The organism is Streptomyces sp. NPDC006879 (genome assembly GCF_042869595.1).
Lineage (GTDB): Bacteria > Actinomycetota > Actinomycetes > Streptomycetales > Streptomycetaceae > Streptomyces.
Map to the genome: position 1 here is coordinate 1 of NZ_JBIAGC010000015.1, position 12620 is coordinate 12620.

At 67.7% G+C, this 12620-nt stretch carries 16 protein-coding genes; 8 read left to right on the top strand and 8 right to left on the bottom strand.

Going from position 1 to position 12620, the window contains the following annotated elements:
- On the top strand, positions 1-565 hold a 565-nt coding region (locus ACFYMC_RS14315; protein WP_388523839.1), incomplete at its 5' end, for a transposase.
- Positions 566-788: 223 nt separating this feature from the next.
- Here the strand turns inward: ACFYMC_RS14315 and ACFYMC_RS14320 are convergent.
- From ACFYMC_RS14320 to ACFYMC_RS14340, 5 genes are all read right to left on the bottom strand, one after another.
- On the bottom strand, positions 789-1073 hold the full coding sequence (locus ACFYMC_RS14320; protein ID WP_168534804.1) for a hypothetical protein: 285 nt from the start codon (positions 1071-1073) through the stop codon (positions 789-791).
- A 508-nt stretch (positions 1074-1581) separates the two neighbouring features.
- Entirely contained in the window at positions 1582-1869 is a 288-nt protein-coding gene (locus ACFYMC_RS14325) for a hypothetical protein (RefSeq protein ID WP_103542877.1), read from the bottom strand.
- Positions 1862-2206: a hypothetical protein gene (locus ACFYMC_RS14330; protein WP_103542878.1), complete on the bottom strand. Its 345-nt coding sequence runs from the start codon at positions 2204-2206 to the stop codon at positions 1862-1864. Before ACFYMC_RS14330 ends, ACFYMC_RS14325 begins: the two co-directional genes overlap by 8 nt.
- Before the next feature lie 157 nt (positions 2207-2363).
- Positions 2364-3611, bottom strand: a complete 1248-nt coding sequence (locus ACFYMC_RS14335; RefSeq protein WP_388523843.1) for a helix-turn-helix domain-containing protein — start codon at positions 3609-3611, stop codon at positions 2364-2366.
- A 570-nt stretch (positions 3612-4181) separates the two neighbouring features.
- On the bottom strand, positions 4182-5075 hold the full coding sequence (locus tag ACFYMC_RS14340) for a GntR family transcriptional regulator (RefSeq protein WP_388523846.1): 894 nt from the start codon (positions 5073-5075) through the stop codon (positions 4182-4184).
- Between the two features lie 164 nt (positions 5076-5239).
- On the opposite strand from ACFYMC_RS14340, the gene ACFYMC_RS14345 reads away from it, so the two are divergent.
- The 7 genes from ACFYMC_RS14345 (at position 5240) to ACFYMC_RS14375 (ending at position 11028) form a co-directional block, all read left to right on the top strand.
- Positions 5240-5593, top strand: coding sequence for a hypothetical protein (locus ACFYMC_RS14345; RefSeq protein WP_201839970.1), 354 nt, complete (start codon positions 5240-5242; stop codon positions 5591-5593).
- Positions 5590-5778 carry a hypothetical protein gene (locus ACFYMC_RS14350; protein ID WP_388523850.1) on the top strand — a complete coding sequence of 63 codons (189 nt, stop codon included), beginning with the start codon at positions 5590-5592 and terminating at the stop codon, positions 5776-5778. Before ACFYMC_RS14345 ends, ACFYMC_RS14350 begins: the two co-directional genes overlap by 4 nt.
- A 1-nt stretch (position 5779) precedes the next feature.
- The gene (locus tag ACFYMC_RS14355; protein WP_388523853.1) at positions 5780-7171 is read left to right on the top strand and encodes a cell division protein FtsK; all 1392 of its coding nucleotides are present in this window, start codon (positions 5780-5782) and stop codon (positions 7169-7171) included.
- 36 nt (positions 7172-7207) lie between these two features.
- The gene (locus ACFYMC_RS14360; protein WP_388523856.1) at positions 7208-7945 is read left to right on the top strand and encodes a DUF2637 domain-containing protein; all 738 of its coding nucleotides are present in this window, start codon (positions 7208-7210) and stop codon (positions 7943-7945) included.
- 148 nt (positions 7946-8093) lie between these two features.
- A complete protein-coding gene (locus tag ACFYMC_RS14365; protein ID WP_388523858.1) occupies positions 8094-9524 on the top strand; it encodes a replication initiator in 1431 nt (476 codons plus the stop codon).
- On the top strand, positions 9524-9748 hold the full coding sequence (locus ACFYMC_RS14370) for a helix-turn-helix domain-containing protein (RefSeq protein ID WP_388523861.1): 225 nt from the start codon (positions 9524-9526) through the stop codon (positions 9746-9748). Before ACFYMC_RS14365 ends, ACFYMC_RS14370 begins: the two co-directional genes overlap by 1 nt.
- Entirely contained in the window at positions 9748-11028 is a 1281-nt protein-coding gene (locus tag ACFYMC_RS14375; RefSeq protein ID WP_388523864.1) for a tyrosine-type recombinase/integrase, read from the top strand. The genes ACFYMC_RS14370 and ACFYMC_RS14375 overlap by 1 nt, the downstream gene beginning before the upstream one ends.
- Positions 11029-11128: 100 nt before the next feature.
- Here the strand turns inward: ACFYMC_RS14375 and ACFYMC_RS14380 are convergent, their stop codons facing one another.
- From ACFYMC_RS14380 to ACFYMC_RS14390, 3 genes are all read right to left on the bottom strand, one after another.
- Complete coding sequence (locus ACFYMC_RS14380; RefSeq protein WP_365621564.1) at positions 11129-11467, bottom strand: hypothetical protein; 339 nt, start codon at positions 11465-11467, stop codon at positions 11129-11131.
- Positions 11457-11720, bottom strand: coding sequence for a hypothetical protein (locus ACFYMC_RS14385; protein WP_388523868.1), 264 nt, complete (start codon positions 11718-11720; stop codon positions 11457-11459). The genes ACFYMC_RS14380 and ACFYMC_RS14385 overlap by 11 nt, the downstream gene beginning before the upstream one ends.
- 444 nt (positions 11721-12164) lie before the next feature.
- A complete protein-coding gene (locus tag ACFYMC_RS14390; protein ID WP_143667766.1) occupies positions 12165-12587 on the bottom strand; it encodes a hypothetical protein in 423 nt (140 codons plus the stop codon).
- Positions 12588-12620 lie beyond the last annotated feature (33 nt).

Below are 12620 nucleotides of genomic sequence, written 5' to 3' on the forward strand. Positions count from 1 at the left end.
GACCACAGAACTCGCAATGGCTCGGAGGTACGGAGTGCTCACCCGCTGGCAGCTACGAACCGTAGTCTCCTACGGCCCGACGAGACCCATTAGAGTGACAGGGAAGGGCTCCGGCCGGGTCCTGATGGCCGGGATGATCTGCGTCAGACCGGGCCGCGCAACCAGGCTGATCTACCGGACCCAGACGTACCGGGGCCGTACCGGCCAGAAGAAGGGCTTCCGGGCCCGCGAGTTCGCGGACCTTCTCACCTCCGCCCGGCGGCAGCTCGGCGGTGCCCCGCTGATCGTGGTGTGGGACAACGCCAGTACTCATCACGCCAAGGCATTGCGGGAGTTCTGCGACCGCAACAGCGACTGGCTGACCGTCGTCAAGCTCCCGCCCTACGCGCCCGACCTCAACCCCGTCGAAGGCGTCTGGGCCCACCTGAAGAAGTCCCTGACCAACCTCGCACCCCACACGATCGACGAGCTCACCCCGCTCGTGAAGAACCGACAACGCGACATTCAACGCCGCCCCGAAGTCCTCGATGGCTTCATCGGCGGGACCGGACTGGCGCCCCCATAGCTATCACCCCACCCTTTCAAACCCAGCGGCAACTACCGCCGTCACCCCACGCAGAAGCCCCGCCAGGACTACCTGACGGGGCTTCAACTTTGCTTCTGCTACTGATCTTAGAATTTTCCGGATGACGACGGCCCGCTTTCCGAATCCGCACGTCAACCAGTCGGCTTGACCGATGTCGACCGGTCAAGCCGGGCCCTAAAGATCACTGCTCACGGCGGCATATCTAACTCAACAGCCGCTCTAGCGCATCGAGGGTCTCTTCAATAGCCAGCTCGTCCTCGCGAGGCAGTCCTTGAAGATCACCTCGATCAAGAGCAACAGCATAGATCTCCTCAAGGACCCACCAATGCGAGCGAAGGTCCTCGCCCAATGGAGATCCCTCAAGATCCGACGAAACCGAGTCGAGGTCGTCGATCAGAACCCGGAGTGCAATCCCACCGGCACGATATTTCTGAATCGACTGACGTACACCTTCGCGCAGCCACTGCGCATTGGGACTATCACTCACTGCTTGATCCTTCCGGAGCTAACGGTGACAACCCGCCCAGTTGCGGTATCCGTAATCACCGTCACATGATTCTCCGCTTCGTAGTAGGCCGTGGTCCCGGCCCGCTTCCCTGGCATGCTTTCGCCGACACGAATCGTGTTTTCCACTACCGACGGCATGAGGCCGCGCTCCTGCATCCGGTCAATCGCATGTCCGGTGTAATCGCGCCCCGCGATTGTTGCCGGTTCATTTGGCGAAAGATTGCGGAAGTTCGTACCCCTCCCGCCAACTGGGGTTGTCGGGCAGTTGCTGTTGTGAACAAGTACGGGCGTGGCCCCAGCGAGTACATAGTACGTGTGCTACGCGGGCCCGCTCTATCTGCGTATTCGCAGATCAGCGGCGGTTTCGGGTTCCGCTGGCGTCCGTGGTTGTGCGGGGGAATCCGTGGGTGTTGCCGTCGGTACTGCCGTCAAGAGCGCGAGGGCGCACGGTGACGCTGCCGCTGGCGGAGTGTCGGCGCAGGGGGACTTTACTGCCACGCGCCGGGCTGGGCGCGGAGTATCGCTCGGACGGTCTGCTCGTAGTGCTGGTGGCCGGTCTGAGCGCAGTGTCCGGCGATCCAATGCGTCAGCTCGTCCGGGGTGTGCAGGGTGCCGGATGTGGCACCGCAGTTACTTTCCTCGCCGGTGACGCAGACTGCCGTGAAAACCGACAGTGCCAGGGGGTCGGGGACGGTGGTCACGTGGTACTCGCGGAAGCGGTAGCGCCCCCGTGCGGCGTCGCGGACCGGTGCGTCGGTCTCCGCAGAGTCAGGCACCCTCGTCCACCTCTTCCTCTTCCGGGTCCGGGAGGCGCCGCCCGCGCGAGTCGGCTACTCGGAGCGCGTCCGCCAGGGCCTCGGTCAACCGGCAGGCCAACCAACGGTATTCGGTGGCCGACAAAGTCGGCACTCCGGGAGCCGTGGCTTCTCGGGCGTACTCCAGCAGTTCCTGGCCCATGCTGAGCTGTACTGTCTCGATGCTGTCAGCGAGGGTGGAGAGGTAGCCCCGGCCGTCGGTGCTCAGGTAGCAGGGCTTCCCCTCCGGGCTGGTCCATGGCAGTAAGCGGGGACCACCCCCACCCGACGCGGCGTCGTACAGCTCTCTGCGACGCATGCGGTCGGCATCGCTCCTGGGCTGGCTCACTGGGCACCCCCGGCCTGGGTCACTGATGGTGGACACACCGACCGTAGGCACTGACTGACTGTCACCCCAGACGAGAGCCATGGCAGTTCGCGACTCTTGGTTCGCGAACTGCCACGCTGCGTGGCAGCTACCCGACGACGCCCAGGTAGTCGGCCATTTCACGCATCTCCGTCGTGAGGGTGCGCTTGCGCTTGCCCAGGATCTCCTGCATGGTCTCGGCGGCCCCGTTCTGGTGCCGCAGCCACTGCGGGGCGGCTTCCCGAGCGCGGGTCAACTCGTCCATGGCGGCGGACAGGTCGCCGGTCCGGGTGTGGGCGCGCGCCACATCGAGGGTGAAGCGGTTCCCGTCGTTGGTGCTGGGCCTGCCCAAGCGCCTCCACGCCTTGGGCGACAACTCCTCCTGCTCGCCCGCCTTGCGCACCACCGCACGGGCGTCGCCGATGACCAGAGAGTCTTCAAGTGCCTTGACCGCGACGGTAACCGGCCCGAAGACGGACCAGTGCCGGGAAACATTGCGATGTGCCGTCCCAACTGCGGTTGCCGCGACCCGGGCGGCCTGACGGTACGCCTTCGCCTCGTCGGGACGGTTGTTCCTCGCGGCTGCGGCGGCGGCCTCCATCGCCAGGCCGCCCCACACCGCGTAGTGGTCCGGCTCGGCCCCGGTGATCTTCGGCTCCACCGCGTCCATGCTCCGGGCGGCGACCTGTTCCGCCTCATCCAAGCGGCCCTGCCTCACCAGCAGCCAGCACATGCAGCCGACACCGGAGCCCGCCGCAAGCATGTCTCCGGCCTGACGGGCGTCCATGATGGCGCCGCGCACAGCGGCGTACGCGATGTCGTACTGCCGTACCTGGGTGAGGTAGGTGCCGGCCAGACGCAGCGCCTCGGCGCGTGCCAGCAGGGCCTGCCGGTGCTCGTCCCCGCTGTCGTAGTAGGCGACGGCTTGTGCGGCATCACGCAGCAGGCCCGGCAGTTGGGCCGCGACACTCTTGGAGCTGTCGGAGAAGTACAGCACCCGTGCGTCTTGCAGCGTCCGCCGGAAGGTGCGCAGATTCGGCTCCTCGCCCACGGCTTCGGCGTCCTGGTCCACGAGCCCGACGGCCGGGGTGAGGGCGGCGCGGAGCTGGATCAGGTTGACGCGGTTCGGCTCCTCGGTCCGCCCGACGGGCTCCGGGGCATCCGAGGCCATCAGCGCGGCCGTGGTCACGCCCAGTGCGCGGGCAAGCGTATGCAGGGTCTCCATGCGGAGAGTGCCGCCCTGCTCAGCCTTGCGCACCGTGCCCGGCGATACGCCTGCGGCATGGGCCAGTTCCTCCTGGCTCATCCCCGCGCGACGCCGGTACTTGCGGACGTTGTCGGCCAGCTCCGTAGTCATCAACTCACCACCTCCCACTCCACGGTACGCCCGGCCAGCACATCACCCGGGGGCGATCCGGCAGGCACCCACCCACAGGGGCTACCCCACGACCTGGCGCGCCGGAACTCCGGCAGGATCGGGGCCTGAGCGGGAGGGGTCCCTCGTCGGTCGGGCAGCTTCGCCGGACCAGGGTTCCCCGGGGGCCGCCAAGGCTCACCTCGTGACGCGTGCGCTCGGCCTTGGCGGCCCCCGGGGGTTCCTGGTACGCCTCCGGTGACCGGGCGACGAGGGACCCCTCCCGCGACCTCGACCCCACACCACGACGAAGCTGCACCCGCACTCGGGCCCCCTGCCCCTCAGAGAGAGGGCCGGGGTCTGGGGCAGCGCCCCAGGTGCTTCGCTGTGCTGGCTGTTGCGCGCCCGGACCGGCGGGGCCGTCGCCAGCGGGGCGGAGACAGGAGCGGGCGGCGGCCCCGCGGGGCCGGAGCGCGCGCGGGCCGCGCCAGCGGACCGCCTTGATCAAGTAAAGAAACTCTGAACAGCTAACCCTGCGCTGCGTTTCCTGCTGCTCCGTCTGGTGCGGCCGGTTCAGCGTCGGCGTCTGCCTTCGTTCAGCCGGTCGTACAGGCGCTGGACGCTGGCGGCCTGCTCTTCGGGCGTGTAGTTGCCACTGAGTCGCTTGCGCTGCTCCATGACGGCGCGCATGGCGTCGCGGTGGGCGGTAGCGGCTTCGAACTCTGTGCTGGCCTTGGTGAACCGCTCCTCGGCGGCGGCGAGTTCGGCGGCCACCTCGTCATCGCTCTTTCCGCTGAGCCGTACCGCTTCCTCGTCCGCTCGACGCTGCGCCGCCATTTCCTCCAGCCCCTCGTTGTAGCGCTTGAGGAACTGATCGCGCGGGCTGACCTCGCGGACGAAGACGCCCCGGCCCTGCACGGAGTAGATCAGCCCCTCCTCCTTGAGGACCCGCAGGGCGTTCTGAGCGGTGGAGTTGGCGATGCCGTACTGGGCTTGCAGCTCGCGGGCGGAGGGGAGCTTGGCCCCGGGTGCGAGCCGGCCGTCCTGGATCTGCTTGCGGAGCGCGTCCGCGGTCCGCACGTACGGGGGGCGGGGATCGTCAGCGGGGCTGTCGGCGGTCTGCCAACCGCGCCGGAGGTCACCGAGACCGGTGTACTCAGGATCGGACTCGCCGAGATCGACTTCGTCTCCCTCTGCTGCGGCCACCTCCGCTTCGGCGGTCACCACCGGCTTCGGCGCGCGTACGTAACTGCCCCGGCCGAGGACGGAGTAGATCAGCCCTTCGTCCTTGAGGAGCCGCAGGGCGTTTTGAACCGTGGAGCTGGCGATGCCGAAGCGTCGTTGCAGCTCACGCGCGGCGGGAAGCCGCTCACCGGGACGCAGCTCGCCGTCGTGGATGGCGGCACGCAGGACGTCGGCGGCCTGGACGTACGGCGGCCGGGGGTCCTCTCCCAGGGGCAGCTTCATGGCACGAGGGTAGCGGCGTCGGCACTCGCGGCACACCCGGGCGTCCTCGGCGTTCCAGCCGTATCGGTGTAGCGATACGAATCGAGTGTTGCGGGTGTAGCGAGTGTGCCGCTATGGTCATGGCGAGTCGACCAAGCGGCTCCATCGAACGAGGATGTGATGGCATGGCCATGACTCGAATCCGTGTTGCCCTGCTGCCGTCGGCGGTCTGCATCGCGGGCACCGACCCGGCTCTGAAGATCAAGGACCAGCAGACCGGGGAGGTCGCCACCGACCGGGAGACCGGAGCGTCGCTGTACACGGTGACCGTGATGCTCATGGAGGACGGCCGTGCCGAAGTCCTGAAGATCACGGTCCCGGAGACGGGTCTGGCGGCCGGGCTCAAGCCGGGGGCGATGGTGCGGCCGGTGGAGCTGTTCGCCACCCCGTGGGCGCGGATCTTCAACGGCCAGCTCTCCGACGGTGTCGCCTACCGTGCCGCTCGCCTGGAGCTGGTGACGGCGGAGGCCGCCCAGTGATCCGCTTCGAACACCCCGCGCCGGAGCGGGCGTTGTCTCCGCTCCGGCCGCTGGCGGGGTCCGAGGGCAAGGCCACGTTCTTCGCCTCCGGTGCGGTGCTCGATCTGCTCGGCCTGAGCCCGGAGCAGGCGGCCCGCCTCGACCTGGGCGACATGTTCCGCCTGATACGCGATGAGGGGGCCTGACATGGAAGCCGTCACGGGATACGCGTCGTACGCGCTGCCGATCGCTACGGCGTTGGTCGGTGTGTGGCTGCTCATGACGGTGGTTCGCTACGTGCGGGCCGACCGGGGCACGCGGGCCAGCATGCGGCAGGCCGTCCGGGTCCGCTGGGGCTGGGTACGGCTCGCCCGGATGGCCGGACTGACGGTCACCGACAAGACCCCGGGCCTGCTCGCGCAGCTCACCGCGCAGAAGGACGGTGACACCCCCGCTCCCCGGGTCCTGACGCCGAAGATCAAGGTGAAGCCGGACCAGTTCGGAGTCATCGTGCGGGCCAGGACGCTGCCGCAGGTCGGGCTGGAGGAGTACCAGAAGTCGGCCCGGTTCCTGGCGGACGCCTGGCGGTGCACGCGCGTGTCCGTACTGCCGGACGGCCCCGGCAAGGTGGTCATCCGGGGCGTGCGCTCCGACCCGCTGACCACGCCGACCGCCCACCGGCCCACCGGCCGACCACTCACGGACCTGACACGCTGGGAGCTGGGCGTGGACGAGTACGCCGCGAAGGTGTGGGTGTCCCTGGCCAACGTGCCCGGGGTGACGGTGGCCGGCGTCCCCGGTGCGGGCAAGACCTCAGGGGTCAACAAGTTCGTCTGCGACTTCGCGCCCTCAGGGGCCGTGCAGATCGCGGGTGCGGACGGGAAGGTGTCGCGGGCGTCGGAGGGGGACTACGCGGACCTGGTCAAGCGGATGTTCGCGTTCTGCGGGGATGACCTGGATGAGGCGAACGCGCTGTTCAAGCGTCTGGTGGAGCTGCGCAAGCGGCGCTCGGCGGCCATCCGGGACGTACTGGGCGTGAAGAACATGTGGCACGTCGGCCCCTCCCCGGAGTGGCCGCTCACGGTCCTGATCATCGATGAGGCGCACACGTACTTCCGCGAGTACAAGGGCAGCGACCCGACGACGAAACGTCTTGCCGCGTTGACGGCAGAGAACGCCCGGCTGGTGGAGGACCTGGTCAAGAAGGGCCGCAGCGTCGGCATCCTGGTGATCCTGATCAGCCAGAAGACCACCGGCGACGCCATCCCGACCTTCATCCGCGACGTGTGCCCCATCGGGCTCTCCTTCGCGCAGAAGACCGTGGAAGCCGCGGTGGCCGCTCTGGGTGAGGACATCCGGAACTGGCCCGACGCCAGCCCGGTGACCTTGCAGGACCCCGCCTACGTCGGCGTCGCGGTGATGGCGATGCAGGGCCGCCCCGGCTACACCCGCATCCGCACCCCCTACGTCTCCGACGCCGACGCCGCCCGCGTCGCGGACGCCACTTCGCACCTGACCGTCGACCCGGACCTGTGCCTGGACGCCCTCCTGCACTCGACCGGACGGACGACAACGCCCGCACCCTCGCTCACCAAGTGACCCCGAAATGCTCACACCAGAAGGCAGGTTGAGAACATGGCGGAGGAACGGTTCACCCGGCGCACCGTGACCGTGGTCATAGCGGTCATCGCGGCCCTGGCCTTCGTCTTCTCCTTCGGCAACGTCTGGGCACTCGCCCTGCGCCTCGGCGTCCCGCATCCGATCGCCCCACTGATCGCGCCCATGGTGGACCTGTCGGTCGTCGGCCTCCTGGTCGCCCTGCGCTTCCTCGCCCTGCGCGGCGTACCGAAGGCGGAGTTGCGGACCGGTACCCGGCTGCTGCACCTGTGCGGCCTGCTCACCCTCGCCCTCAACACCGCCGAACCCCTGCTCGCCGGCCGTTACGGACGCGCCTGCCTGGACACCGTCGCCCCGCTCCTGCTCCTCGGCTGGGGCCACGTCGGCCCCGCCTTCCTCACCCAATTCCACACCCTCACCCACCCCACCGAGAACCCAGAGGCCGCCACCCCCGTCTCCGAACCGGTGCCCGACGAAGCACCCGCATCCGAGCCCCCGGCGCCCGCCCCGGTCGTCGCCGTCTCCCCCGCCGTGGAACCGCAGCCCGCTCCGGCTCCGACCTCCGCTCCGCCGGTCGTCGCCAAGACGGCTCGGCCCGCTTCCAGCCCGGCCTTGCCTGCCGCCCTGCTGAACGCGGCCCGGCGCATCGCGGACACCCACCGCACCGAACACGACGCACCCATCACCGCAGCCCAGTTGGGCCAGCGCATGGGCGTCGCCCTGCCGGTCGCCACCGCCGCCCTCGCTCAACTCTGAGCCCCGGGCCCACCGACCGCATCACCTCTCACTCAACCTCGCCCGCCCCTGGGCCCGGTTCGTCATGCCCCGAGCAGCACCAACACGCCTTCCCTCCTGGCTGGTTGCTGCTCGGGGCCGCCCACCCGACAGAAGGGACACGCCCCGAATGGTCACCCTGGACCTGCGCCACGTGGCAAGCCCCGCCGTACGGGACCTGCTCCACCTCGTCAACCAGCCCGACTTCGACCGCGCACAGCAGCAGATCGAACGACTCGGCGGCTGCACCGAACCCGTCCGCCTGACCGGCCAGACGACCACCGTTGATACCGCGACCGGTGAGGTACTGCGCTCCTACACCTCTTCCGAGGAGCCCACGGGAAGCCTGCTCACCGGGTGCGGGAACCGCCGCGCCTCCCGCTGCCCGGCCTGCTCCCGCCTCTACGCCGCCGATACCTACCACCTCATCCGCGCCGGCCTCTCCGGCGGCAAGACCGTCCCCGACACCGTCCGCACCCACCCCCGCGTCTTCGCCACCCTCACCGCCCCCTCCTTCGGCCCCGTCCACAACCGCCCCGACGCCCGGCCCTGCCGCTGCGGCACCCATCACGAGCCCACGGACCCGCTGCTCGGCACGCCGCTCAACCCGGCGACGTACGACTACACGGGAGCCGTCCTCTTCAACGCCCACGCCGGAGCCTTGTGGGCACGCTTCACAACCTACCTGCGCCGGGAGCTCGCCACCCGGCTCGGACTGACCCAGAAGGCCGCCCGCTCCGTGCTGCGGGTGTCCTTCGCCAAGGTCGCCGAGTATCAGAAGCGCGGCCTGGTCCACTTCCACGCAGTGATCCGCCTCGACGGCCCGGACGGCAGCACGCAGCCCCCGCCGTCGTACGCCACCGTCGCCGTGCTCACCGACGCCATCCGCGCCGCCGCACCCCGCGCCCGCATCTCCGTCACCTCGGACGCGATCGGGGAACGCGAACTCACCTGGGGCCAACAGCTCGACGTACGCGAGATCGCCGCCTTCGACACCGACAGCGAACTCACCGACCAGGCAGTCGCCGCCTACGTGGCCAAATACGCCACCAAATCCGCCGACGCCTCCGGCACCCTCGACCACGCCCTGTACTGCCGCCCCTGCCACGGTCGCGGCGCCACCCTCCTGCCACACGGCACCCCGCTCCCATGCACTACCTGCGACGGCACCGGACAGGCCCGGCCGCTTCCCCTCCTCTCCGTCGCCCACCACGTCCGGCAGATGCTCCGCACCTGCTGGGAGCTCGGCCGACTGCCCGAGTTCGCCGATCTCAAGCTCTGGAAGTGGGCCCACATGCTCGGCTTCCGTGGCCACTTCTCCACCAAATCCCGCAACTACTCCACCACCCTGGGCGCGCTGCGCGAAGCCCGTCGCTCCTGGCGCACCGAACAGGCCCGCGCCCATGCCGGCCTGCCGGACCTCGACCCGACGACCACGCTCGTCGTCGGCCGCTGGGACTATCTCGGCTCGGGCTACAGCCCCGGCGCGGCCCTCCTCGCCGCCTACGTATGGCACCGCAAGGAACAGGAACGGCAGTTCGCGGCCGAAGGGGGCTGCTGATGGCCTCGCCCTCGCCCACCGTCCTCCACGCGGAGGCGGCACCGGTGCTGGATCTGCTCACGGTGCCCCAGGTCATGGACCGCCTCCAACTCGGCCGCTCCGCCGTCTACGACCTGCTCCGCACCGGCCAACTCGCCTCGATCACCCTCGGCCGCGCCCGCCGCATCCCCACCCACGCCCTCACCGACTTCATCCACACCCGCCTCGAACAGGACACCGCCTGATGACCACGCCTCGCCTCGCTTCGTCCCGCCGCTCCCGCACCCGTGCGAACGGAGACGGGACCGTCTACCAGCGCAAGGACGGAAGGTGGGAGGCCGCCGGATACGTCCTCGCGCCCGGCCACACCCGCAAGCGGGTCCGCGTCTACGGCACCACCCGCAAGGACGCGATGGCCAAGCTCACGGAGAAGATCGCCGCCAGCAACCGCGGCCTCCCCGTCGCGGCGGCCGACAGCACCGTCAGCGCCTACCTCGCCTACTGGCTCGACGGTGTCGCCATCCACCACCTGCGGGAGAACACCTACACCCGCTACGCCGCAGCCATCCGCCTCCACATCAACCCCGGCCTCGGCGCCAGGAAGCTCGCCCGGCTCACCACCCGCGACGTCCGGACCCTCCTCGACGGACTCCGCACCACCTGCCAGTGCTGCGCCCAGCAACAGGACATGAAGCGACAGCGTTGCTGCGCGATCGGCCAATGCTGCGAAAAGCGACTGTCGCCCCTGACCGTGACGTACCTCCACGCGGTCCTCAAGTCCGCCCTCGAACACGCCGTCCGCGAGGACGAACTGCCGCGCAACGTCGCCCGAAACGTCAAGACCGCCACGCCCCGGCCGCGACGCTTCCAGCCCTTCACCACCGCCGAAGCCCGACAGTTCCTCCACCGAGCCAGCAAAGACCAGCTCCACGCCCTGTACGAACTCGCCCTGCGCACCGGACTCCGCAAAGGCGAACTCCTCGGCCTTCACTGGGAAGACCTCGATCTCAACGGCGGAACCGCCACCATCCACCGCTCCCTCCAGCGCACCCGCAGCCAGGGCCTGACCGTCCTGAACACCAAGACCCTCGCCTCCGAACGCCGTATCGCCCTCCCCACCGAATGCATCAGCTCCCTCAAGATCCACCAGGAACGGCAGCAGGAAGAGCGCCAGGCCGCCGGAAAGGGCTGGACGGACAGCGACCTCGTCTTCACCACCCCGCAGGGCAAGCCGCTCGACCCCACCAACCTCACCCGCCGTTTCCGCCGCCTCCTCCACAGCTCAGGACTCCGGACCATCCGCTTCCACGACCTCCGGCACTCGACCGCCACCCTGCTCCTGGAACAGGGCGTCGACCTCGTCGTGATCAAGGAGCTGCTGGGACACGCCCACATCGGCGTGACTGCCGGCGTATACGCCCACGTACGCCTCCGCCTCCAGCGCCAGGCCATCGACACCCTCGGCAATGCCCTCGGCCCGACCGGCACCCCCGACGACTCACCAACCGCAGCCGTCGTCCGCTGACGTTGCCGTCATCGTTGCCGTCAAACGCCAGGATGCCCCTTTCGCCGTCACCCGGGAAAGGGGCATCCTGTTTCGCTCTGCGAGCGCATCTATGGGCGAGTTAGCTTTCGTCCAGGAATTGCAAAACCCCTTCAGGCCCACCTGATTCGATGATGCCCTTGAAGGAATCCAGCATCGCCGCCACGCCACCCTTCGGAATGATCACGAGATCGGGGCACTGAAAATATGCCCCTCCGGAACATTCTCCAGTCTCCCGCCAGCGATTCATCACTTGCTCGATTGCGCGCAGCGTCATGAATGTGGCGCTCCATCGCGTCCCGTCCGACAGGCAGAGTTCTGCGTCGACATTCTCGACGGTTTCCTTGTCGTCCTCCGCGCCCAGCATGAAGAGCGCACTGAACTGCTGGTTCTCTACGCGGTAGAGAGGGTCACTGGCCATAGAGCTGGTTCAACCTCGCAATCACCTTGGACTCGTTCGCCTTGTCGGATTTGCCAACGATCTGAATCCCGCCATCGACGTTCCGGAAGAACAGGCGACCGCCGTTCCTTCCTCGCGCGTAGGTGACATCCGTTCCGGACAACGCCTTACTCCCGAGGCCCGGATTCATATTTCCGCGCGACGGCTGCTGGAACAAGCTGTCCAGGTCAGCCTGAACCTTCTGATTCTTCCCCGCCTGCTGCGCGGCCTTCACCAGCGCCGAGTCCTCGCTAATAGCAGAGGACATCGTGAGGCAGCCGTTGGAGTTATGAACCAGTACCGGAGTCTCACCCGCCAGCACATAGTAGGAGTGACGGCAAGTTCGGTTTTGGGGAACAACGTCCCCAACCTGATGGATGTCGCCATAATCGATACAGACGCCCGTCGATTAGGACAACGCGGGAGAGGCCAAGAGCTACGATCAGGCCCCAGCGGCACAACGCTTAGCCCGACCCTCGACCCAATGGCCATGAGTTAGGGTGCCGCAGCACCTTGGCCAGATGGTGTTCATCCAGGTCAACCCACCTACGGGGACGCTAACTCATGGCCATTGACCCTCGACCAGGCTCGCAAGGAACGCGCCATCGACATCGTCGATCATGGATACACCTCCGCCTGGAACCGCCATCAGCCACCTACCCGGATCGAGAATAGGAGTTTAAGCGTCAGCAACTCCGGAGCCCCTGAGCCTGTTACTAAAGATTACAAGTGCGCCATTATCGCGCTCCAAGAGCGCATCGTAATGGAATTCATCATTAATCAGCTCTTCGTACCCCCAAAGCGCCTGGAGATACTCCGATCCAGGATATTTTGCGAACAACCAGTGAGACGGCATTCGAGGATCTCGCACGTCAAACATTTCCATGGGGTACCAGCCAGGGAGCTGGGCATCGTCCCGAATCAAGACCATAGCCACGCCAGCATATATCGACATTCCGGCCACCGGATAGGACAATCCTGCAGTGACTTCAGGCGCCCCACCATAGTTGTATTCCATCGAAATTTCCGACTTGCCGTCAACATGCTCCTTGATGCAAGTAACTTCCATAATTACACTCCCTTCCGTCAACGCATCAAACATGCCCCGGAGAGGCCGGGAATCATGTTCCCGGCC

Excerpts from the sequence above, each read along its gene's own strand:
- ACFYMC_RS14330 (WP_103542878.1), bottom strand. The coding sequence starts at position 2,206 with ATGCGTCGCAGAGAGCTGTACGACGCCGCGTCGGGTGGGGGTGGTCCC.
- ACFYMC_RS14335 (WP_388523843.1), bottom strand. The coding sequence starts at position 3,611 with ATGACTACGGAGCTGGCCGACAACGTCCGCAAGTACCGGCGTCGCGCG.
- ACFYMC_RS14340 (WP_388523846.1), bottom strand. The coding sequence starts at position 5,075 with ATGAAGCTGCCCCTGGGAGAGGACCCCCGGCCGCCGTACGTCCAGGCC.
- ACFYMC_RS14345 (WP_201839970.1), top strand. The coding sequence starts at position 5,240 with ATGGCCATGACTCGAATCCGTGTTGCCCTGCTGCCGTCGGCGGTCTGC.
- ACFYMC_RS14355 (WP_388523853.1), top strand. The coding sequence starts at position 5,780 with ATGGAAGCCGTCACGGGATACGCGTCGTACGCGCTGCCGATCGCTACG.
- ACFYMC_RS14360 (WP_388523856.1), top strand. The coding sequence starts at position 7,208 with ATGGCGGAGGAACGGTTCACCCGGCGCACCGTGACCGTGGTCATAGCG.
- ACFYMC_RS14365 (WP_388523858.1), top strand. The coding sequence starts at position 8,094 with ATGGTCACCCTGGACCTGCGCCACGTGGCAAGCCCCGCCGTACGGGAC.
- ACFYMC_RS14370 (WP_388523861.1), top strand. The coding sequence starts at position 9,524 with ATGGCCTCGCCCTCGCCCACCGTCCTCCACGCGGAGGCGGCACCGGTG.
- ACFYMC_RS14375 (WP_388523864.1), top strand. The coding sequence starts at position 9,748 with ATGACCACGCCTCGCCTCGCTTCGTCCCGCCGCTCCCGCACCCGTGCG.
- ACFYMC_RS14380 (WP_365621564.1), bottom strand. The coding sequence starts at position 11,467 with ATGGCCAGTGACCCTCTCTACCGCGTAGAGAACCAGCAGTTCAGTGCG.
- ACFYMC_RS14390 (WP_143667766.1), bottom strand. The coding sequence starts at position 12,587 with ATGTTTGATGCGTTGACGGAAGGGAGTGTAATTATGGAAGTTACTTGC.